Here is a 20,316-nt window from a genome sequence, read left to right as displayed (position 1 = left end):
TAAAGCAGACAAGAAGCTACGGATTACAGATTTTCTTCTAGCTATTCTATTTATTGCATAATTATTTAAAAAAGATATTTATAGATTAAATCCTTTATCGTAATATTGCATTATTGATTATAATATTATGGGAGCGACTAAAACAGAACATTTTACAGAACGACAGAACCAAATTGCGACAATTGCAAAAGCATTAGGTCATCCTGCGCGAATTGCAATCATTGAATATTTAGTGAAAGTAAATGAATGTATTTGTGGCGATATTGTAAACGAACTTCCGCTTGCTCAAGCCACGGTTTCACAACATTTAAAAGAACTTAAAAATGCAGGAATTATTCAAGGGAGCATAGAAGGAAATTCTATTTGTTATTGCATTGATGAAAAAACAATTGAGATTTTAAATACTTACTTTTCAAAAATAATTCAGACAGTTACCAAAGACAAATGCTGTTAAGCATTTTTTTAACCATCTATATCGTAATAATACAATTAAAAACACAGGAAAATGACATTATCAGAAATAAAACAAATTTTGCCAACATTAGAAAATGTGGAATTTCAATTGGAAAACGGGACATTTGTTCCTGAACATTTTCACGTAACCGAAGTGGGAATGATTACCAAAAACTTCATTGATTGCGGTGGAGTTGTCCGAAATGAGAAAGTGGTTAATTTCCAGCTTTGGAACGCAGACGATTTTGAACACCGCTTAAAACCAAATAAATTGCTTCATATTATCCAGCTTTCAGAAGAAAAATTAGGAATAGAAGATTTTGAAATAGAAGCGGAGTATCAAAGCGAAACAATTGGCAAATACGATTTAAATTTTAACGGCAAATCTTTTGTTCTCAAAAACAAGACAACCGCTTGCTTGGCTGAAGACGCATGTGGCATACCATCACAAAAACAGAAAGTCAATTTAGGCGATTTAAGTGCCAACGCTCCTTGTGCACCTGGAAGCGGATGTTGTTAGAAACTATAGATTGCTTCATAAAATGCGCGAAACAAATTGCAGGGCATCCGTTTTATCGGGCATCTTTTTTCTGGCTTTATCTTAATGTTGTGCAGTATCAAATTAAGTCTTGATTTTTAAAAGATTAAGTTTTAAAAAGGGGGCGTGAAATATTTTGCAGATTCAAAAATAAACATTAATTTTGCATTCCTTTTGGCGAGAAGCGTTTTCATTAGGAATCAAATATTTAAGTAAAAACAACTTCTGTTTTTCTTATCGCATCGAGAAACGCAAAGAGATACAGAATACAAATTTTTATCAGAACAGATGTCTGAACAAACAAAAACACAAGCGGAATTTTTAGAGAGCTTTAACTGGCACAACTTCCAAGAAGGAATTGATGCTGTTGACGAAAAAAACTTGCAAGAATTTGAAGAATTAGTTGCAAAAACGTTCATCAATACAGATCAAGAAGAAGTAGTTGAAGGAGTTGTAGTTAGAATTACTGACAGAGATGCAATCGTTGATATCAACGCTAAATCTGAAGGTGTTATTTCTTTAAATGAATTCCGTTACAATCCAAACTTAAAAGTAGGTGACAAAGTAGAAGTATTAATTGATGTTCGTGAGGACAAAACAGGTCAATTGGTTCTTTCTCACAGAAAAGCACGTACTATCAAAGCTTGGGACAGAGTTATTTCTGCTAACGAAACAGGAGAAATCGTTAATGGTTTCGTAAAATGTAGAACAAAAGGTGGTATGATCGTTGACGTTTTTGGTATTGAAGCTTTCTTGCCAGGATCTCAAATTGACGTGAAACCAATCAGAGATTACGATCAGTATGTAAACAAAATGATGGAATTCAAAGTTGTGAAAATCAACCACGAATTTAAAAACGTTGTTGTTTCTCATAAAGCGCTTATCGAAGCTGATATTGAAGTACAGAAAAAAGAAATCATCGGTCAATTAGAAAAAGGACAAGTATTAGAAGGTGTTGTTAAAAACATTACTTCTTATGGTGTGTTTATTGATCTTGGTGGTGTTGATGGATTGATTCACATTACTGACCTTTCTTGGTCAAGAATCAACCACCCAAGTGAAGTTCTTGAATTAGACCAAAAATTAAATGTTGTAATCCTTGATTTCGATGATGAGAAAACAAGAATCCAACTTGGTTTAAAACAATTAAACGCTCACCCATGGGATGCTTTAAATGCTGACTTAAAAGTTGGTGATAAAGTAAAAGGTAAAGTAGTTGTAATCGCTGATTACGGTGCTTTCATCGAGGTTGCTGAAGGTGTTGAAGGTTTAATCCACGTTTCTGAAATGTCTTGGTCTACTCACTTAAGAAGTGCTCAAGATTTCGTAAAAGTTGGTGACGAAGTAGATGCTGTTATCTTAACTTTGGACAGAGAAGATCGTAAGATGTCATTAGGTATCAAACAATTATCTCAAGATCCATGGACTGATATCACTTCTAAATACCCAGTAGGTTCTAAACATTCTGGTATCGTTAGAAACTTTACAAACTTTGGTGTTTTCGTAGAATTAGAAGAAGGAATTGATGGATTAATCTACATTTCTGACCTTTCTTGGACTAAGAAAATCAAACACCCATCTGAATTCGTTAACGTTGGTGAAAAACTAGACGTTGTCGTATTAGAATTAGATGTTGATGGACGTAAATTATCTTTAGGTCACAAACAAACTACTGCTAATCCTTGGGACAAATATGAAGATTCATTCGCTGTTGGAACTATCCACAACGGAGAAATCTCTGAAATTGTTGACAAAGGTGCTACTGTAGAATTTGGTGATGATATCGTTGCTTTCATTCCAACTCGTCACCTTGAAAAAGAAGACGGAAAGAAATTGAAAAAAGGCGAATCAGCTGACTTCAAAGTTATCGAGTTTAACAAAGAATTCAAAAGAGTAGTAGCGTCTCACACTGCAATCTTCCGTGAAGAAGAAGAGAAAAATGTGAAAACTGCAACTGAGAATAACAATTCATCTTCAAACAGTAACAATGCTTCTGCATCTACTTTAGGAGATAACAATGATATTCTTGCTGAATTGAAAGCTAAAATGGAAAAAGGAGGAAACTAATTTCCAATCTTTTTTAAATACAAAAAACCCTGCAGTAATGCGGGGTTTTTTATTTTAAGGCTATTGCCAAATAATAAATTGATGTTAAAGAAATGAAATGCAAAAACCAAAACAATTGTTCTGGCGTAAATGCCTTTATAAACTTTTAAAAAAATACATTTATTATGAAAACCACCAAAATTTTATCTATCGCAGTAGTTGCATGTACAATGATGTTTGGAACATCAGCATTTGCCCAAAAGGAAAAAACAGTTATGGTTGGAGGAGCTGCAATGTATCCTTCAAAAAACATTGTTGAGAACGCAGTGAATTCGAAAGACCACACCACTCTTGTTGCAGCCGTAAAAGCCGCGGGTTTAGTAGAAACGTTGCAGGGAAAAGGACCTTTCACGGTTTTTGCTCCAACAAATGCAGCGTTCGACAAATTGCCGAAAGGAACTGTGGAAACATTATTGAAACCAGAAAACAAAGCCATGCTTCAATCCGTTTTGACGTATCACGTAGTTTCGGGAAAAATGAACGCATCGGATATAGCAAAAGCGATCAAAGCAGGAAACGGAAAGGCAATGCTAACCACTGTTCAAGGCGGAAAATTGACAGCTTGGATGAAAGGAAAAGATCTTTATATATCTGATGAAAATGGAGGTAAAGCGAAAGTTACAATTGCGGATGTAAACCAATCAAACGGTGTAATTCACGTAATTGACGCAGTTGTCACTCCAAAAAAATAAGCTTACTGCAATTTACTTTGAGTTAGTAATAAAAAAATCCCGAAAGCAATTTCGGGATTTTCTATTTATAGAAACTTTGATTATCTTAAAGAAGCTCCCAGCTGGGTTTCAAAATTATTTTGAAGCTTGCTCATTATTTTATCAATTTGGACATCTGTCAATGTTTTTGAACTGTCTTGAATTACAAAACTTATCGCGTATGATTTTTTTCCTTCCGGAAGATTCTGGCCTTCATAAACGTCAAATAAATTGATGTCTTTCAATAATGCTTTTTCTGTCTGGCGCGCCACGTTGTACACCGCATCAAAAGCTACCGAATTATCAAGCAATAAAGCCAAATCTCTTCGAACTTCTGGGTATTTTGGAATTTCGGCAAATTTAATTTTATTCGAAATTAATTTCAAAACGGCATTCCAGTTGAAGTCAGCAAACAAAACTTCTTGTTTGATTCCGAAATGTTTCAATACCGATTTTTTTACGGTTCCCAATTCTACAACAATTTCATTTCCAACGGCAATTGCAATTCCTTCGGCAAAAACATCAGATTCCACAGGCCTGTTGTTTGTTTTTTCAATTCCAAGTCTTGATAATATTGCATTTACATAACCTTTGAACAAGAAAAAATCAGACGGCTTTTGAGGAGTTCCCCAGCTTTCTGCCAAACGATTTCCGGTTGTGAACAATGTCAAGTGCTTTCTTTCGTCAGTTCCTGAAGGTAATTTGTGGTAAGACTTTCCAAATTCGAATAATTTTAAGTCAGAATTTCTTCTGTTTATATTATAAGAAACGGCTTCCAATCCAGAAAACAGCAAAGATTGCCTCATTGCGGATAAATCACTACTCAGCGGATTCATGATCATTACATTAAATTCTTCTTTCAACATTTCAGATAACTTAACATAATCTGGAGTTGTTAAAGAATTGGCCATCATTTCATTAAAGCCCTGTGAGTTTAATTGGTTGGCAATAACATTCTGAATTTTATAGTCTTCGGTTCTTGGAGAATTGGCAACGGTAGCATTGAATTTTTTGCTAAAGTTGATATTGTTGTATCCATAAACTCTTAAAATCTCTTCAATGACGTCAATTTCTCTCTGGACATCAACACGATATGAAGGAATTATCAGTCCCAAGCCCGCATCAGAAACGCTATTTACTTTGATGTCTAGCGAAACCAGAATCTTTTTGATGGTTTCTTTGGATAATTCCTGGCCGATAATTTTTGTGGCTTTCGCAAAGTTTAAGAACACTGGAAAATCTTCTGCTTTCTTTGGGTAAATATCAACGATATCGGATGTGATTTCGCCGCCAGCCACTTCCTGTATCAATAAAGCGGCACGCTTTAAAGCATATTCTGTGATGGTTGGATCAATTCCTCTTTCAAAACGGAAAGAAGCATCGGTGTTTAAGCCGTGTCTTTTTGCGGATTTTCTAATACAAACCGGATTAAAATAAGCGCTTTCTAAAAAGAGGGTAGTGGTATTTTCTGAAATTCCAGAATTTTTTCCTCCAAAAACTCCTGCAATGCACATAGGTCCGCTTTCATCACAAATCATCAAATCTTCTTCGTGAAGCGTTCTTTCAACATCGTCAAGCGTTGTAAATTTGGTTCCGGCTTCAACCGTTTTTACAATCACTTTATTTCCTTTTACTTTAGCAGCATCAAAAGCATGAAGCGGCTGTCCTAATTCGTGCATTACATAATTTGTAACGTCAACAATATTGTTTTTTGGCGCGATGCCAATTGATTTCAATCTATTTTGCAACCATTCTGGAGATTCTTTCACGGCAATATCAGAAATCGTCACGCCGCAATATCTTGGAGCCATTTTTGAATCTTCCACCTTGATGTCCATTTTTAAAGTTCTTTTGTCTACTCTAAAACTGCTCACAGAAGGCGTCATCAATTCAGCATGCGCATTGGTCTGCAGCATTCCTGCTCTTAAATCACGAGCAACGCCCCAGTGGCTCATTGCATCGGCACGATTTGGCGTCAGGCCAATTTCAAAAACTTCGTCGTTTTCAATATTGAATACTTTTGAAGCTGGAGTTCCAGGTGCGTATTTTTCATCAAGAACCATTATTCCGTCATGACCCGTTCCAAGACCTAATTCGTCTTCGGCGCAAATCATTCCGTGGCTTTCTTGGTCTCTGATTTTTCCTTTTTTAATTTGGAAAGAATTTCCGTCTTTATCATATAAAGTAGTTCCTATGGTGGCAACAGGTACTTTTTGTCCTGCAGCAACATTGGCTGCGCCGCAAACAATCTGCACAGGAGTTCCTGTTCCTAAATCAACCGTAGTTACTTTTAAGCGGTCGGCATTGGGATGCTGCACGCAAGTCAAAACGTGGCCAACAACAATTCCTTCTAATCCACCTTTAACAGATTGGTATTTTTCAACGCCTTCCACTTCAAGACCTAAATCGGTTAATAATGTTGCAGTTTGCTCTGATGTCCAATCGGTTTTGATAAATTGTTTAAGCCAGTTATATGAAATTCTCATTGCTGTTTTGGTGTTATTTTTTGTAAGGTTGCAAAGATAAGATTTTTTGATTTTTTTAAAGAATTTTTACCAATGATTCTTTAAAGCAATGTCATTTATTTTTTAATTGTATTTTCTTACTTTAATTGTAGAAATTATCTTTTTATACCTTTTATTTTTATAAAAATTATATCCATAAATAGGAAGCTAAAAATTTAGAGAAATAGTTGCATTTTACCTAATCTTAAATCCAAATAATGACCTTATTGTGTTGGCATTCAACATAAACTTACGGCGTGAGACAAAAGGGAATGATTTGGAAAATGTTAGTTACTTGGTTTCTTAAAATTAAGTTAATAACGGTTTTCAATAATAGTTGGTTGATTTTAATTTCGGTGGCTTATAATTCGTAATTTTGTTTTCTTTTTAAATAAAATTTCTGTGGGAAAACATATTCACAAACTCTCTGGCGCCGGCCTTTTAGTTACTTTAGGAATTATTTTTGGAGATATTGGAACGTCGCCTTTGTACGTTTTAAAAGCCATTGTTGGAGATGATGCAATTGATTCTACTAACATTATTGGAGCAATTTCAGCCATTTTTTGGACGTTGACATTACAAACCACGGTCAAATATGTTATTATCACGCTTCGTGCCGATAATAACGGGGAAGGTGGTATTTTTTCACTTTATACATTGATTAGGAAAACCAAGGTAAAATGGTTGCTTTTTCCAGCTATTATTGGAGGAAGCACGCTTTTGGCCGACGGAATTATTACGCCTCCGGTAACGGTTTCTTCTGCAATTGAAGGACTGAGGGTAATGAACCCTAATATCCATACAATTCCAATTGTTATTGCTATTATCACGGTTCTTTTTGGCTTGCAGCAATTTGGAACTAAATTAATAGGAAAATTTTTTGGACCCGTGATGTTTTTGTGGTTTTCGATGTTAGGTATTTTAGGATTTATTCAACTGCAAACCAATTTAAGTGTTTTTGCAGCGTTGAATCCGTACCATGCTTATGAACTTTTAATGAATCACAAGGAAGGATTTTTGATTCTGGGAGCCGTATTTCTTTGTACCACAGGAGCGGAGGCGTTGTATTCAGACCTTGGGCATTGTGGAAAATCAAACATCCGTGTAAGCTGGATTTTTGTAAAGTCAATGCTTCTGCTAAATTATTTTGGGCAAGGCGCTTGGTTGATTTCTCACGAAGGACAGACTTTAGAATCGATTGGCGTAATCAATCCGTTTTATGCCATTATGCCAGAGTGGTTTTTACCTTTCGGAATTGGATTAGCGACTTTAGCAGCAGTTGTAGCGAGTCAGGCCATGATTTCGGGTTCATTTACCTTAATAAATGAGGCCATCCGTTTGAATTTTTGGCCAAAAGTAAAAATTAAATATCCTACAGAATTAAAAGGACAACTATACATTCCATCATTAAACTGGATGCTTTGGGGTGGTTGCGTGATGGTCGTTTTATATTTTAGAGAATCTTCTGAAATGGAAGCAGCATATGGTTTGGCCATTGTAATGACCATGTTGATGACCACTTCGCTATTGAATTTTTACTTGATTTTAAAACGTTATAACAAGATTTTTATCACCGTTTTTATCGCCACTTTTGCAGTTATTGAAATTGCATTTTTAGTTGCCAACTTGCATAAATTCTGGGATGGAGGTTACATCACGTTGCTGATTGCAATGCTTTTAATGACCACGATGTTTACTTGGTATTTTGCCAGAAAGATCAGAAACCGTTATTTGGTTTTCGTAAAATTATCAGATTACCTCCCGGTTTTAGAAGATTTGAGCCACGATGAAAGCGTTCCAAAATATGCTACCAACTTGGTTTACTTAACAAGTGCGGATCACAGGACTGAAATTGAATCAAAAATTATGTACTCAATTTTGAACAAACAGCCCAAACGTGCCGATATTTACTGGTTTGTACACGTTCACGTTGTGGATGAGCCGTACACGATGGAATACCGCGTGAATGAATTTATTCACGATGATGTGATTCGAATTGACTTTAGGTTAGGCTTTAGGGTTGCCCCAAGAATCAGCTTGATGTTCAAAAAAGTAGTGGAAGATATGGTTAAAAACAAAGAGGTAGATATTACGAGCCGTTATGCTTCCTTGAACAAAAATAATATCATTGGCGACTTTAGATTTATTCTGATTGAGAAGTTTATTTCGTATGATAATGATTTGCCTTTCTATGAAAAATGGGTTTTGGATTCTTATAATATCTTGAAAAAAATGGGACTTTCTGAGGAAAAAGCTTTTGGTTTAGATTCAAGTTCAGTTACCATAGAATCCTTTCCATTGCTGATTACAGCGCCAAAAGAGATTAATTTGACACGTGTAGATTAAAAATTTAAAGACATAAAAAAAGTCGGAACTGTTAAAGTCCCGACTTTTTTGTTTTTTATAAATTAAAGAATTAGTAAATCAATTCTTCTACATTTTTTTTGATGTTTTCGGCTATTTTCTGCGTAGGCAAATCATTGGGATCGTTTCCGAAAGGATCTTCAATTTCCTCGGCGATCAACTCTAAACTGGCCAATACATAGAAGATAAAAACAACTACCGGAATAACATAATAACCCAATTGGAATACGTATCCAAAAGGTAAAGTCAACACATACATAAAGATGAATTTCTTAATGAATGCGCTGTATGAATAAGGAATAGGTGTGTTTTTAATTCGCTCGCAAGCACCGCAAATTTCTGTAAAAGATTGTATTTCTGAGTTTAAGACTATTAATTGGTCGCCACTGATTTTCTTTTCTAAATACAATTTGTTTATTTTTTGCATCATGGTTTTAGCAATCTGATTGGGTTTGTGCTTGTAGTGGTCTTTTGAAATTTCATTGGTATCAAAAAGCTCGTGGCTGATCGCTTCTCTTTTTAAATGCAGGTTTAATACCGAAGCATAAGCCGGAATCATCTTTTTAAAAAAGTCTTTGTCGTCTTTATCATCAAGCATAACCGCCATTTTTAAGGCTAAATTTCGACTGTTATTGACCAAGCTACCCCAAATTTTTCGACCTTCCCACCAACGATCATACGCCGTATTTGTTCTGAAAACTAATAATAATGAGATTACAAAACCAAGCATGCTGTGCATGATCGTAATATTTTTGACATGGCTTCCGCTAGAAAGCTTCCAATACTCCAGTTCAAGATAGGCAACGCCACCAGAATAAAGCCCGATGCCAATCATCGCGCCTAATAATTTACGGAAAGTATCTCCCCTGTGAAAATTAAAAATAAAAGAAAACCATTCTTTCGGATTGTATGAAATCATTTTTTGTGGTTTTTGGGTTTAAGGTTTCTCGTTTTAGGGCCTAAATTGAGTTCAAAGATTTCGGGGAATGCAAAACCATCTAACTAATATAATTCCAAATATTTTGTTTTTTAGATATTTGGATAAAAACATTTCGAAGCGTCAAATGCTCTGGTTTTACCATCGAAGGATCTTCTTTCAGCAGTTTTACAGCGTGATGCCGGGCTAATTGCAAAATATCTTTGTCCTTCACGATATCTGCAATTTTCAAATTTAAAATACCGCTTTGTTGCGTGCCCATCAAATCGCCAGGACCACGAAGCTTTAGATCGACTTCGGCAATTTCAAAACCATCATTGGTTCTGGTCATTGTTTCCATCCTAATTTTACTGTCATTGCTCAATTTATGTCCGGTCATCAAGATGCAATAGCTTTGTTCGGCGCCACGACCGACGCGACCTCTCAGCTGATGCAATTGCGACAACCCAAAACGTTCGGCGCTTTCAATAATCATCACGCTGGCATTGGGCACATTCACTCCAACTTCAATAACAGTAGTAGCAACCATAATATTGGTTTTTCCTTGTGAAAAGCGTTGCATTTCTGAGTCTTTTTCAGCTGGTTTCATCTTTCCGTGCACGATGCTGACGCTGTATTTTGGCAATGGAAAATCTCTTGAAATACTTTCATAACCGTCCATTAAATCTTTATAATCCATTTTTTCAGAAACATCAATCAACGGATAAACGATATAAATTTGGCGTCCTTTTCCAATTTCATCTCTGATAAATTTCCAAACTTTCAAACGGTTTGCGTCATAGCGATGCACGGTTTGAATCGGCTTTCTGCCCGGTGGCAATTCATCAATCACCGAAATATCTAAATCTCCATACAAACTCATCGCCAAAGTTCGGGGAATCGGAGTGGCTGTCATCACCAAAACGTGGGGCGGAATTTCATTTTTCTTCCAAAGTTTGGAACGTTGCTCCACACCAAAACGATGCTGTTCGTCAATAATCGCCAAACCTAAATTATGAAATTTTACTTTGTCTTCTAACAAAGCGTGCGTTCCGATAATAATGTTCAAGCTTCCGTTTTCAAGCTCTTCGTGAATGATTTTTCTACTTGCAGTTTTAGTGGAACCAGTCAGTAGTTGTATGTTTATATTCAACGGTTTAGCTAATTCTGATAAACCAATAAAATGTTGATTGGCAAGGATTTCAGTTGGCGCCATTAAACACGCTTGAAATCCATTATCTAACGCCAAAAGCATACTCATCAATGCCACAATTGTTTTTCCAGAACCCACATCACCTTGTAAAAGACGATTCATTTGTGCCGGATTTCCCATATCGTTTCTGATTTCTTTCAGCACTCTTTTTTGTGCATTTGTCAAATCAAAAGGAAGATGGTTGTTGTAAAAAGAAGTGAAATAATCACCGACTTTTTCAAAAGGATGTCCTTTTATTTTATTTTTTCGGATAAGATTTTTGGTAATTAATTGCAATTGGATAAAAAACAATTCCTCAAATTTTAAACGAAATTGTGCTTTTGCCAATAAATCAGGACTCTTTGGAAAGTGAATATTGAACAGCGCCACATTTTTCGGAATCAGTTTTAATTCGTCTAAAATAGCTACCGGCAAAGTTTCAACAAACAGCGCATGCGTTTCCACAAAAAGCTGTTGCATCATTTTATTTACAACGCGATTGGTAAGGCCACGTTGTGTCAATTTTTCGGTCGAAGGATAAACGGGTTGCATAGCTGAACGCAGGTTTTGCTGATGTTCCGCTAATAATTCCATTTCAGGATGCGCCATATTAAATTGGCCGTTGAAAGCAGTACATTTGCCAAAAATCACATAAACGGTATTCAATTTTAGGTTTTCGCGGATCCATTTTTGGCCTTGAAACCAAACCAATTCCATTTCGCCGGTTTCATCAGAAAAAGTAGCGACAAGACGTTTTCCTTTCTTCTGTTCAACCGTTTTAATATGGATAACACGGCCCACAATCTGAACTTCGGCATTGGTATTTCGAAGTTCATTTATTTTGTAATACCGCGTTCTGTCAATGTATCTATTTGGAAATAAGTTGACTAAATCGGCATATTTGTGAATGCCCATTTCCTTTCGAAGCAATTCGCCACGAGCTGGGCCAACGCCTTTTAAATATTCGATAGGAGTTTCAAGAAGGTTAGACATTCTTTGTTTTAAATTGTCAAGCGAAGATAGATTTTTATTGGGAATTTTGAAAACACAAACCTTGAAAATAGGGAAGATTTTAGCACTTTAAAAGCAAATTTTGATTTGGAAAATGATATATTTGAAATTCAAAATAAATTTAAAAAATGACAACTCACCTCGCACTGCTTCGTGGCATCAACGTTTCTGGCCATAATATGATGAAAATGGAAGCTTTGAAAGCTACTTTAGAAGCCATTGGCTTTCAAAATGTGCAAACGTATATTCAATCCGGAAATGTCTTTGTGGATACTGACGAAGAAAATGCTTCGGCTGTCGGATTTAAGATCAAACACGAGATTTTTAAAGCTTTCGGACACGAAGTTCCAATTGTGGTGATCAGCAAAAACGATTTGGAAGCATGCTTTAAAAACAATCCGTTTTTGAAGGAAAAAGATGTTGATGAAAAGAAATTGTATGTCGCTTTTGTTTCCACAACTTTAAAAAGTGACGCTATAAACGACTTGAAAATTAGTCAATTTAAGCCCGATGAAGCCAGTATTGACGGTAATAAAATTTATATAAAATATGCCGTCGGAGCTGGAAAGACGCGATTTGACCAAAAATACATCGAGAAAAAATTAAACGTAGTTGCCACAATCAGAAACTGGAATACGGTGACGCAATTATTGAAAATCTACGAAGAAAAATAGACCATGAACCAATTCAAATTCCTTTTTATACTTTGTCCATTTTTTGCTTTTTCCCAACAAGTTAAAAAAGTAGACTTTAAAACGTTAAACGCAGATTTGTCTTTGCACGCTGGCGACAAGAAAATTTGGGGAACCGTAAATTATACGTTTGATGTTTTGTCAAGTATTGATACCATTCGAATTGATGCTAAAAAGATGAATTTTAAAAACCTAAAAATCAACGATGTTTCTGTAGATTTTAAAAATTCTGCAACAGAATTAAAATTGTTTCAAGGCTATAAAAAAGGAAAAAACACGCTGAGTTTTGAATACGAAGCAAGTCCAAAACAGACTTTATATTTCATTGGCGAGGGTCACGGTTTGCAAATCTGGACGCAAGGCCAAGGAAAATACACCAGTCATTGGTTGCCAAGTTTTGATGACGTGAATGAAAAGCTAATTTTTGGCTTGAGCATTTCTTATCTTCAAGATTTTACGGTTTTATCTAACGGAATTTTAAAGAACGCGTCAAATTTAAATCAAGTAGAAAAGCAGTGGAATTACCAAATGGAAAAGCCAATGAGTTCGTATTTGGTGATGCTTGCCATCGGAAAATTTGAAAAACAAACCGAAACAACGGCTTCGGGAATGCCTTTAGAAATGTATCTTTCTAAAGAAGAAGCGTCAAAATTCGAATATACTTATAAATACAATAAGCAGATTTTTGATTTCCTCGAAAAAGAAATAGGAGTGAAGTATCCTTGGGGAATTTACCGTCAAGTGCCGGTAAAAGATTTTTTATATGGAGGAATGGAAAACACGACTTCCACCATTTTTGCAGAAGATTATGTGGTAGATGAAATTGGTTTTAACGACCGTACGTATATTAATGTGAACGCGCACGAACTCGCGCACCAGTGGTTTGGCGATTTGATTACGGCAGAATCGGGCAAACATCATTGGCTTCAGGAAGGTTTTGCAACTTATTATGCTTTATTGGCTGAAAAAGAATTGTTTGGCGAAGATCATTTCAATTGGGAAATGTATGAAATTGCAGAAAGATTGCAACAAGCCTCCAAAAGAGACACGATTCCGTTACTGAATGAAAAGGCAAGTTCGTTGACTTTTTACCAAAAAGGAGCTTGGGCTTTGCATATTTTGAGAGAAAATGTAGGTGCTAAAAATTTCAATAAAGCCGTAAAAAAATACCTTGAAAAGTACAGTTACAAGAATGTAAATACAGAGGATTTTTTAGCCGAAATCAGAAAGGTTTCAAAATACGATACCAAAAAATTCCAAGAAATATGGCTTGAAAAATCAGGCTTTGAAGTCAAAGAAGCGCTAGGAATTTTACAAAAAAATAAATTCATCAAACATTATTTAGAAGTTTTGGCATTGGCTGAAATTCCTTTTGAAGAGAAAAAGCAGAAGTTTGAAGAAATTTTAAATGCTGATGATTATTATCCGGTAAAAGAAGAAGTTTTGCTCCAGTTGCAAACTGTTGATTTTGAAGTAAAAAAGCCTTTAATTTTATTGGCCATGAATTCTAAAGATGTAAAGGTGAGACAGGCTGTTGCAAAGACTTTAAACAAATTTCCAGAAGAGTTTCTGCCTGAATTTGAAACTTTTTTAGACGATAAATCTTATGTAACCAATGAAATTGCCTTGAATGTTTTGTGGTCGCAATTTCCGAAAAATAGAAATAAGTATCTTGACAAATCGCGAAATTGGGTGGGAATGAACGATAAAAACCTTCGCATTCTTTGGCTGACAATGGCGCTGGCAACCAAAGATTTTGAGCCAGAAAATAATGTGAAATTTTATGATGAGTTACTGCAATATACTTCCATCGATTATGAAAACGTAGTGCGTCAAAATGCGATTACGAATTTATTATATGTAAATCCAGGCGATACCAACGTTCTAAAAGCATTGGTCAACCCTTTGACGCATCACAAATGGCAGTTTTCAAAATTTGCCAGAGAGAAAATCCGTGAGTTGATTAAAAAAGACACGTTCAGATTGTATTTTTCAGAATTGCTTCCTGAAATTCCAGAAAACGAAAGAGTGATTTTGTCCGGGTTACTGTCAGAAAAGTAGATTTAAAAAAAAATAATTTATAAATAAAAATCAAAATATGCGAGCATTGGTAATTTCTGGAGGCGGAAGTAAAGGAGCATTTGCGGGCGGAGTTGCGCAATATTTGATTCAAGAAAAAAATATAAATTATGATTTGTATTTGGGTTCTTCAACCGGAAGCCTGCTTATTCCGCATTTGGCTTTAAATCGAGAAGACAAAATTTTTAAGCTGTACACTAATGTAGATATGGAGAAAATCTTTAGCGTCAATCCGTTTATTATCAAACATAAAAAGAATCAAGAAGTTATTACGATCAATCACTTTAATGTCGCGGTACAGTTTATGAAAGGCAGGCGCACTTTTGGCGAAAGCAAAAATTTGAAAAACTACATTCGAAATAATTTCTCGGAAGAAGAATTTTTAGAACTGAAAAAATCATCAAAAGATATTATTGTCACCGTTACCAATATTACCAAAAACTGCGTAGAATATAAATCAATTTTAGAATGCGGTTATGATGATTTCTGCGACTGGATCTGGATTTCCTGTAATTATATTCCGTTTATGAGTTTGGTCACCAAAAATAATTGCGAATATGCCGATGGCGGAATTTCAAATGTAATTCCGATTCAAGAAGCGATTCACCGTGGCGCAACCGAAATTGATGTGATTGTTTTAGAAACAGAACACAATACGGCTGAAAAAGTCATTGGAAAAAATCCGTTTTCACTCACAATCGACTTATTCGGAACCATTATTGACCAAGTAGAAAAAAAAGATATCATCATCGGAAGATTGGCGGCCGCAAGTAACAATGTCAAATTGAATTTTTATTACACACCCACAAAATTAACCGACAATCCACTCGTTTTCAATAAAAAAAACATGCTCGATTGGTGGAAGCAAGGCTTTGATTATGCAAAGAATAAAAGCGAAAGCATGAGCCAGATTTGATTCTATTCCATAAAAAAAGCCCTGGATCTTCAGGGCTTTTTTATTTTATGTTTTTTCTACCAAAGTTCTCCTACTTCATTTTTGACATACGCCAAAGCATTGTTGCTCGGAGATTGTTTCTGCAATAATTCATTCAAAACAGCCTCACGAAGTTTGTTCGCATTTTCAACTTCAGCGCTCAAGGTGGCTTTCCTGATCATCTGGATTGTGGCATTTTTCGCCGTGGTAATAATCGTCCAACATTCATCAGAAATATAAATCTGTTGCGTCATATTGTGCTCATATTCTTGCTCGATATGTGCAATAACCAAGTTTTGGTACTCCACTTTATCACTTGAATTCGGCGAAATGCGGATCAACAGATTCGACGGGTTTATTCTTTCCAAAAACAAAGCCATTCGCTCATACGCCTGCAAGCGCAACGGCAGCGCACTTTTTTGAGCTTCTTTATGAATTAAATAACGTCGCCTTCCTTCTTCGTTTTTAATGTGTAAGTTGAAAAAATAATACGCCACGCCACCCGTTATGATTGCAGGTAAAGTATAGCTCAAAAGCTCAATTATTTTTGTAGTATCCATAGTTTGTTTTTGGTTTTTAAAAACACAAAAATAAACATTAGAATCTTTCCTACGATATAATTCTGTTCAAAAAAATTACACAATTTTCTATTTCGAATATCCGCTTATTTATCCTTATTTTTGCATTTGAAAAAAGAAAAAGAAATGCAACAATATATTAGCCAGCTGAATGAAGCACAGCAACAGCCCGTTCTTCAAAAAGACGGTCCGATGATCATCATCGCTGGAGCAGGTTCAGGAAAAACAAGGGTTTTAACGATCAGGATTGCTTACTTGATGCACCAGGGCGTTGATGCGTTCAACATCCTGTCATTGACTTTTACGAACAAAGCGGCTCGTGAAATGAAAAAGCGTATCTCTGACATTGTGGGTTCCAACGAAGCTAAAAATCTTTGGATGGGAACCTTTCACTCAGTTTTTGCCCGAATTTTGCGTTCTGAAGCTGATAAATTAGGCTATCCGTCCAACTTTTCTATTTATGATTCCCAAGATTCCTTGCGTTTGATTGGTTCTATTATTAAGGAAATGCAACTGGATAGGGATATTTACAAGCCAAAGCAAATCTTAGGAAGAATTTCTTCGTATAAAAACAGCTTGATTACGGTTAAAGCGTATTTCAATAATCCTGAATTGCAGGAGCAGGATGCGATGTCTAAAAAACCGCGCATGGGAGAAATTTACCAAGCGTATGTAGAAAGATGTTTCAAAGCAGGCGCAATGGATTTTGATGATTTGTTATTGAAAACGAATGAGTTGTTGAATGTTTTTCCTGATGTCTTGGCCAAATACCAAAATCGTTTCCGGTATATTTTGGTTGATGAGTACCAAGATACCAATCACTCGCAATATCTTATTGTCAGGGCTTTATCTGATAAATTCCAAAATATCTGCGTGGTTGGGGATGATGCCCAAAGTATTTATGCCTTCCGTGGAGCAAATATCAACAATATCTTGAATTTTCAGAAAGATTATGCTGGGGTCCAAACCTATAGATTGGAACAAAATTACCGTTCGACAAAAAATATTGTTGAAGCGGCGAATTCAATTATAGATAAAAATAAAACCAAATTAGACAAGATTGTTTGGACAGCGAATGATGACGGTCCGAAAATTAAGATACATCGAAGTTTGACTGATGGCGAAGAAGGGCGATTTGTAGCTGGAGAAATCTTTGAAAAAAAGATGCAAAACCAGATGGCAAACGGAAACTTCGCTATTCTTTATCGCACCAATGCCCAATCACGTGCCATGGAAGATGCCTTGCGAAAACGCGATATTCCATACAGAATTTATGGCGGTTTGTCATTTTACCAACGAAAAGAAATTAAGGACGTTCTGTCTTATTTGCGTTTGGTGATCAATCCGAAAGACGAAGAAGCCTTGATTCGCGTGATCAATTATCCGGCACGAGGAATTGGCGATACTACACTTGAAAAATTGACGATCGCAGCCAACCACTACAAGCGTTCGATTTTTGAAGTAATGCAAAATATTGATAAGATCGATTTGAAATTAAACGCCGGAACGCGTGGCAGAATCTCTGATTTTGTTACGATGATTCGAAGTTTTCAAGTCATCGACCAAAATCAAGATGCCTTTTATTTGGCAGAACACGTTACTAAAAAAACGGGTCTGATTCAGGAAATGCGTAAAGATGGAACGCCAGAAGGTATTGCCAAATTAGAAAACATCGAAGAATTATTAAACGGTATTAAAGATTTTATCGAAGGCCAAAGAGAAATTGACGGAGCTAGAGGGGCGCTTTCTGAATTTATGGAAGATGTGGCCTTGGCAACTGATCTAGACAAAGATACGGGCGATGATGACCGTGTGGCCCTGATGACGATCCACTTGGCAAAAGGACTAGAATTTCCATATGTTTTTGTGGTGGGAATGGAAGAAGACTTGTTCCCAAGTGCGATGTCCATGAGTACTCGAAGTGAATTGGAAGAGGAAAGACGTTTGTTTTATGTTGCTTTGACAAGAGCAGAACACCAAGCTTATTTGACGTATGCGCAATCGAGGTATCGTTGGGGAAAATTGACCGATTCTGAACCGTCTCGTTTTATTGAAGAAATTTCTGGCCAGTTTTTAGAATATCTGACGCCCAATGAAGGAAGTTATCGCTACAAGCCGATGATGGATATTGACGTTTTTGGCGATGTGGATAAATCAAAATTGAGATTAAACAAACCGCAAACCGGAACGCCACCCAAAAAATATGGCGAAGATCCAGAATCCAGCACAAACGTACGAAGATTGAAACCAGTTTCATCAAACGGGTCGTCTTCTGTTAGTTCGTCAAATCTTCCGGACAGCAAATTGAATGTCGGAAATATGGTGATGCACGAGCGTTTTGGAAGAGGTGAAGTTTTAAATATTGAAGGCGTTGGCGCGGATAAAAAAGCTGAAATCAAATTTGACGTGGGCGGTATCAAGAAATTGTTGCTTCGCTTTGCGCGATTAGACGTGCTTTCTTAATCAATTTTTAATTAAAATGTTGTAACTTTATGGGTTTACAACTACAAAAATTATGGCTCAATTTATAAAAATATACCCTCAAAATCCGAGCGAAAAAGAAATTGCCAGAGTGGTAAAAGTTCTCAAAGACGGCGGTTTGGTAATTTATCCAACAGATACCGTGTATGGTTTAGGTTGCGATATCACAAATACAAAAGCTTTAGAACGTATTGCAAAAATCAAGGGAATCAAATTAGACAAGGCCAACTTTTCATTTGTCTGCCACGATTTGAGCAATATTTCTGACTATGTAAAACAGATCGATACATCAACCTTTAAGCTTTTAAAAAGAACACTGCCCGGTCCTTACACCTTTATTTTACCAGGAAATAATAATCTGCCGAAGGAATTTAAAAAGAAAACCACAGTCGGAATCCGTGTGCCAGATAATGCAATCGCTTTAGAAATTGTTAAACTGCTTGGAAACCCGATTGTTTCGACTTCTATTTATGATGATGATGATGTGATTGAATACACAACCGATCCTGAATTGATTTTTGAAAAATGGCAAAACTTGGTGGATGTGGTTATTGATGGCGGTTATGGCGATAATCATGCTTCAACAATTATCGATTTGTCTGATGGAGAGCCAGTTGTGATCAGGGAAGGAAAAGGTCCGATTGATTTCTTATAATTTTCTTACTTTTCGTGCAAAATACTTGCTATTATAAATTTAAATCATAATTTAGCAAGACCAATTAAGAAGTCCTACTAGTGCTTACAATACATACCATATGCTATTCTTAATTTAGATATTTAATTGGTTATTAATAAACAAAATTGAGGATACATAAAAAGCAGGCTTTAGGGCCTGCTTTTTCATTTAAACTATTTAAGATCAACTTATTGCTTCGCTGATAAGTTTTTCATTTCTTTCTCGATCATATCATAGAATTGATCGATTTTTGGAAGTACAACAATTCTTGTTCTTCTGTTTGTTGCTCTGTTTTCTGCAGAACTATTTTCCACTAAAGGAATATAATCTGCTCTACCCGCAGCAATCAATTGTTTTGGGTTCACATTCAATTCTTGCAATACTCTAATGATTGAAGTTGAACGCTTCACACTTAAATCCCAGTTGTCAAGGATAATTCCGTTTGATTTGTAAGGCACATTATCCGTGTGGCCTTCCACCATACATTCGAAATCAGGTTTGCTGTTTACAACTTTAGCCACTTTAGCCAAAACTTCTTTTGCTTTGTCGCTCACTACGTAGCTACCGCTTTTGAAAAGCAATTTGTCAGCAATAGAAATGAAAACAACACCTTTTTCCACATTAATTTGGATATCTGGATCGCTAATTCCAACTGAGCTTTTTAAGCTTGTAACGATTGCCAAAGTCACAGAATCTTTTTTCGTCAAAGCATCTTGCAATCTTGTGATCTTTAAGTCTTTTTCTTTCAAGCTTTCCAATGATTTCTCAAGGTTTTCAGCTCCTTTTGAAGATAAAGTCGTCAAATTCCCCATATTGTTGATCAAATCAGAGTTGTTCTTTTTCAAGAAATCTAATTGATTAGCAAACGCTTCTCTTTCGGTTAAACACGTATTCAGCTTAACAGTTGCTGTGTTTAGCAAGTCCTGAATTTCTTTGTTTTTTGATTCTAATTCTGCAATTTTTTTCTTAGATCCGCACGAAGTCAACGTGAAGACTGCTAACGAAAGTATCAAAACAGCTTTTCTCATAGTTTTAAAATTTAGTGATTTTAACAAATTTAAGGATTAATAAAAAGAATATAA

The 20,316-nt window shown here is 35.9% G+C and carries 15 protein-coding genes; 10 read left to right on the top strand and 5 right to left on the bottom strand.

Annotated elements, in window-relative coordinates:
• The first annotated feature begins 127 nt into the window (after positions 1 to 127).
• The 4 genes from EG849_RS04395 to EG849_RS04380 all read left to right on the top strand — a co-directional run bounded on the left by EG849_RS04395 (position 128) and on the right by EG849_RS04380 (position 3,789).
• Positions 128 to 454, top strand: coding sequence for an ArsR/SmtB family transcription factor (locus EG849_RS04395; protein WP_125011874.1), 327 nt, complete (start codon positions 128 to 130; stop codon positions 452 to 454).
• A 51-nt stretch (positions 455 to 505) separates the two neighbouring features.
• Complete coding sequence (locus EG849_RS04390) at positions 506 to 973, top strand: DUF6428 family protein (RefSeq protein WP_125011873.1); 468 nt, start codon at positions 506 to 508, stop codon at positions 971 to 973.
• Between the two features lie 306 nt (positions 974 to 1,279).
• On the top strand, positions 1,280 to 3,058 hold the full coding sequence (gene rpsA / locus EG849_RS04385; protein ID WP_125011872.1) for a 30S ribosomal protein S1: 1,779 nt from the start codon (positions 1,280 to 1,282) through the stop codon (positions 3,056 to 3,058).
• A gap of 164 nt (positions 3,059 to 3,222) precedes the next feature.
• Positions 3,223 to 3,789, top strand: a complete 567-nt coding sequence (locus EG849_RS04380; RefSeq protein WP_125011871.1) for a fasciclin domain-containing protein — start codon at positions 3,223 to 3,225, stop codon at positions 3,787 to 3,789.
• A gap of 80 nt (positions 3,790 to 3,869) precedes the next feature.
• On the opposite strand, the gene pheT is transcribed toward EG849_RS04380, so the two are convergent.
• A complete protein-coding gene (gene pheT, locus EG849_RS04375; RefSeq protein ID WP_125011870.1) occupies positions 3,870 to 6,293 on the bottom strand; it encodes a phenylalanine--tRNA ligase subunit beta in 2,424 nt (807 codons plus the stop codon).
• Between the two features lie 420 nt (positions 6,294 to 6,713).
• On the opposite strand from pheT, the gene EG849_RS04370 reads away from it, so the two are divergent.
• A complete protein-coding gene (locus tag EG849_RS04370; protein WP_233581746.1) occupies positions 6,714 to 8,657 on the top strand; it encodes a KUP/HAK/KT family potassium transporter in 1,944 nt (647 codons plus the stop codon).
• A gap of 70 nt (positions 8,658 to 8,727) precedes the next feature.
• On the opposite strand, the gene EG849_RS04365 is transcribed toward EG849_RS04370, so the two are convergent.
• Complete coding sequence (locus EG849_RS04365) at positions 8,728 to 9,594, bottom strand: bestrophin family protein (protein WP_125011868.1); 867 nt, start codon at positions 9,592 to 9,594, stop codon at positions 8,728 to 8,730.
• Between the two features lie 79 nt (positions 9,595 to 9,673).
• A complete protein-coding gene (gene recG, locus EG849_RS04360; protein WP_125011867.1) occupies positions 9,674 to 11,776 on the bottom strand; it encodes an ATP-dependent DNA helicase RecG in 2,103 nt (700 codons plus the stop codon).
• A gap of 146 nt (positions 11,777 to 11,922) precedes the next feature.
• On the opposite strand from recG, the gene EG849_RS04355 reads away from it, so the two are divergent.
• From EG849_RS04355 to EG849_RS04345, 3 genes are all read left to right on the top strand, one after another.
• On the top strand, positions 11,923 to 12,468 hold the full coding sequence (locus EG849_RS04355; protein ID WP_125011866.1) for a DUF1697 domain-containing protein: 546 nt from the start codon (positions 11,923 to 11,925) through the stop codon (positions 12,466 to 12,468).
• A gap of 96 nt (positions 12,469 to 12,564) precedes the next feature.
• Positions 12,565 to 14,547: a M1 family metallopeptidase gene (locus EG849_RS04350; protein WP_317125184.1), complete on the top strand. Its 1,983-nt coding sequence runs from the start codon at positions 12,565 to 12,567 to the stop codon at positions 14,545 to 14,547.
• Positions 14,548 to 14,584: 37 nt separating this feature from the next.
• On the top strand, positions 14,585 to 15,481 hold the full coding sequence (locus EG849_RS04345) for a patatin-like phospholipase family protein (protein ID WP_125011864.1): 897 nt from the start codon (positions 14,585 to 14,587) through the stop codon (positions 15,479 to 15,481).
• A 56-nt stretch (positions 15,482 to 15,537) separates the two neighbouring features.
• Here the strand turns inward: EG849_RS04345 and EG849_RS04340 are convergent, their stop codons facing one another.
• Positions 15,538 to 16,059 carry a DUF7935 family protein gene (locus EG849_RS04340; RefSeq protein WP_125011863.1) on the bottom strand — a complete coding sequence of 174 codons (522 nt, stop codon included), beginning with the start codon at positions 16,057 to 16,059 and terminating at the stop codon, positions 15,538 to 15,540.
• A 144-nt stretch (positions 16,060 to 16,203) separates the two neighbouring features.
• Between EG849_RS04340 and EG849_RS04335 the strand changes: the two genes are divergently transcribed.
• Both EG849_RS04335 and EG849_RS04330 read left to right on the top strand, forming a co-directional pair.
• On the top strand, positions 16,204 to 18,540 hold the full coding sequence (locus tag EG849_RS04335) for an ATP-dependent helicase (RefSeq protein WP_125011862.1): 2,337 nt from the start codon (positions 16,204 to 16,206) through the stop codon (positions 18,538 to 18,540).
• 52 nt (positions 18,541 to 18,592) lie between these two features.
• Positions 18,593 to 19,213, top strand: a complete 621-nt coding sequence (locus EG849_RS04330; RefSeq protein WP_125011861.1) for an L-threonylcarbamoyladenylate synthase — start codon at positions 18,593 to 18,595, stop codon at positions 19,211 to 19,213.
• A gap of 209 nt (positions 19,214 to 19,422) precedes the next feature.
• Here the strand turns inward: EG849_RS04330 and EG849_RS04325 are convergent, their stop codons facing one another.
• Positions 19,423 to 20,262, bottom strand: coding sequence for an OmpA/MotB family protein (locus tag EG849_RS04325; protein ID WP_125011860.1), 840 nt, complete (start codon positions 20,260 to 20,262; stop codon positions 19,423 to 19,425).
• Positions 20,263 to 20,316: the final 54 nt, after the last annotated feature.

Origin of the sequence: Flavobacterium macacae (assembly GCF_003865365.1) — a bacterium.
In the GTDB taxonomy this organism is placed as follows: domain Bacteria; phylum Bacteroidota; class Bacteroidia; order Flavobacteriales; family Flavobacteriaceae; genus Flavobacterium; species Flavobacterium macacae.
This window is presented reverse-complemented; position numbering and strand designations above follow the sequence as displayed.

What these genes read in the sequence shown, in the direction of transcription:
- EG849_RS04395 (WP_125011874.1), top strand. Translation starts at nt 128, where the DNA reads ATGGGAGCGACTAAAACAGAACATTTTACAGAACGACAGAACCAAATT.
- EG849_RS04390 (WP_125011873.1), top strand. Translation starts at nt 506, where the DNA reads ATGACATTATCAGAAATAAAACAAATTTTGCCAACATTAGAAAATGTG.
- rpsA (WP_125011872.1), top strand. Translation starts at nt 1,280, where the DNA reads ATGTCTGAACAAACAAAAACACAAGCGGAATTTTTAGAGAGCTTTAAC.
- EG849_RS04380 (WP_125011871.1), top strand. Translation starts at nt 3,223, where the DNA reads ATGAAAACCACCAAAATTTTATCTATCGCAGTAGTTGCATGTACAATG.
- pheT (WP_125011870.1), bottom strand. Translation starts at nt 6,293, where the DNA reads ATGAGAATTTCATATAACTGGCTTAAACAATTTATCAAAACCGATTGG.
- EG849_RS04365 (WP_125011868.1), bottom strand. Translation starts at nt 9,594, where the DNA reads ATGATTTCATACAATCCGAAAGAATGGTTTTCTTTTATTTTTAATTTT.
- recG (WP_125011867.1), bottom strand. Translation starts at nt 11,776, where the DNA reads ATGTCTAACCTTCTTGAAACTCCTATCGAATATTTAAAAGGCGTTGGC.
- EG849_RS04355 (WP_125011866.1), top strand. Translation starts at nt 11,923, where the DNA reads ATGACAACTCACCTCGCACTGCTTCGTGGCATCAACGTTTCTGGCCAT.
- EG849_RS04345 (WP_125011864.1), top strand. Translation starts at nt 14,585, where the DNA reads ATGCGAGCATTGGTAATTTCTGGAGGCGGAAGTAAAGGAGCATTTGCG.
- EG849_RS04340 (WP_125011863.1), bottom strand. Translation starts at nt 16,059, where the DNA reads ATGGATACTACAAAAATAATTGAGCTTTTGAGCTATACTTTACCTGCA.
- EG849_RS04335 (WP_125011862.1), top strand. Translation starts at nt 16,204, where the DNA reads ATGCAACAATATATTAGCCAGCTGAATGAAGCACAGCAACAGCCCGTT.
- EG849_RS04330 (WP_125011861.1), top strand. Translation starts at nt 18,593, where the DNA reads ATGGCTCAATTTATAAAAATATACCCTCAAAATCCGAGCGAAAAAGAA.
- EG849_RS04325 (WP_125011860.1), bottom strand. Translation starts at nt 20,262, where the DNA reads ATGAGAAAAGCTGTTTTGATACTTTCGTTAGCAGTCTTCACGTTGACT.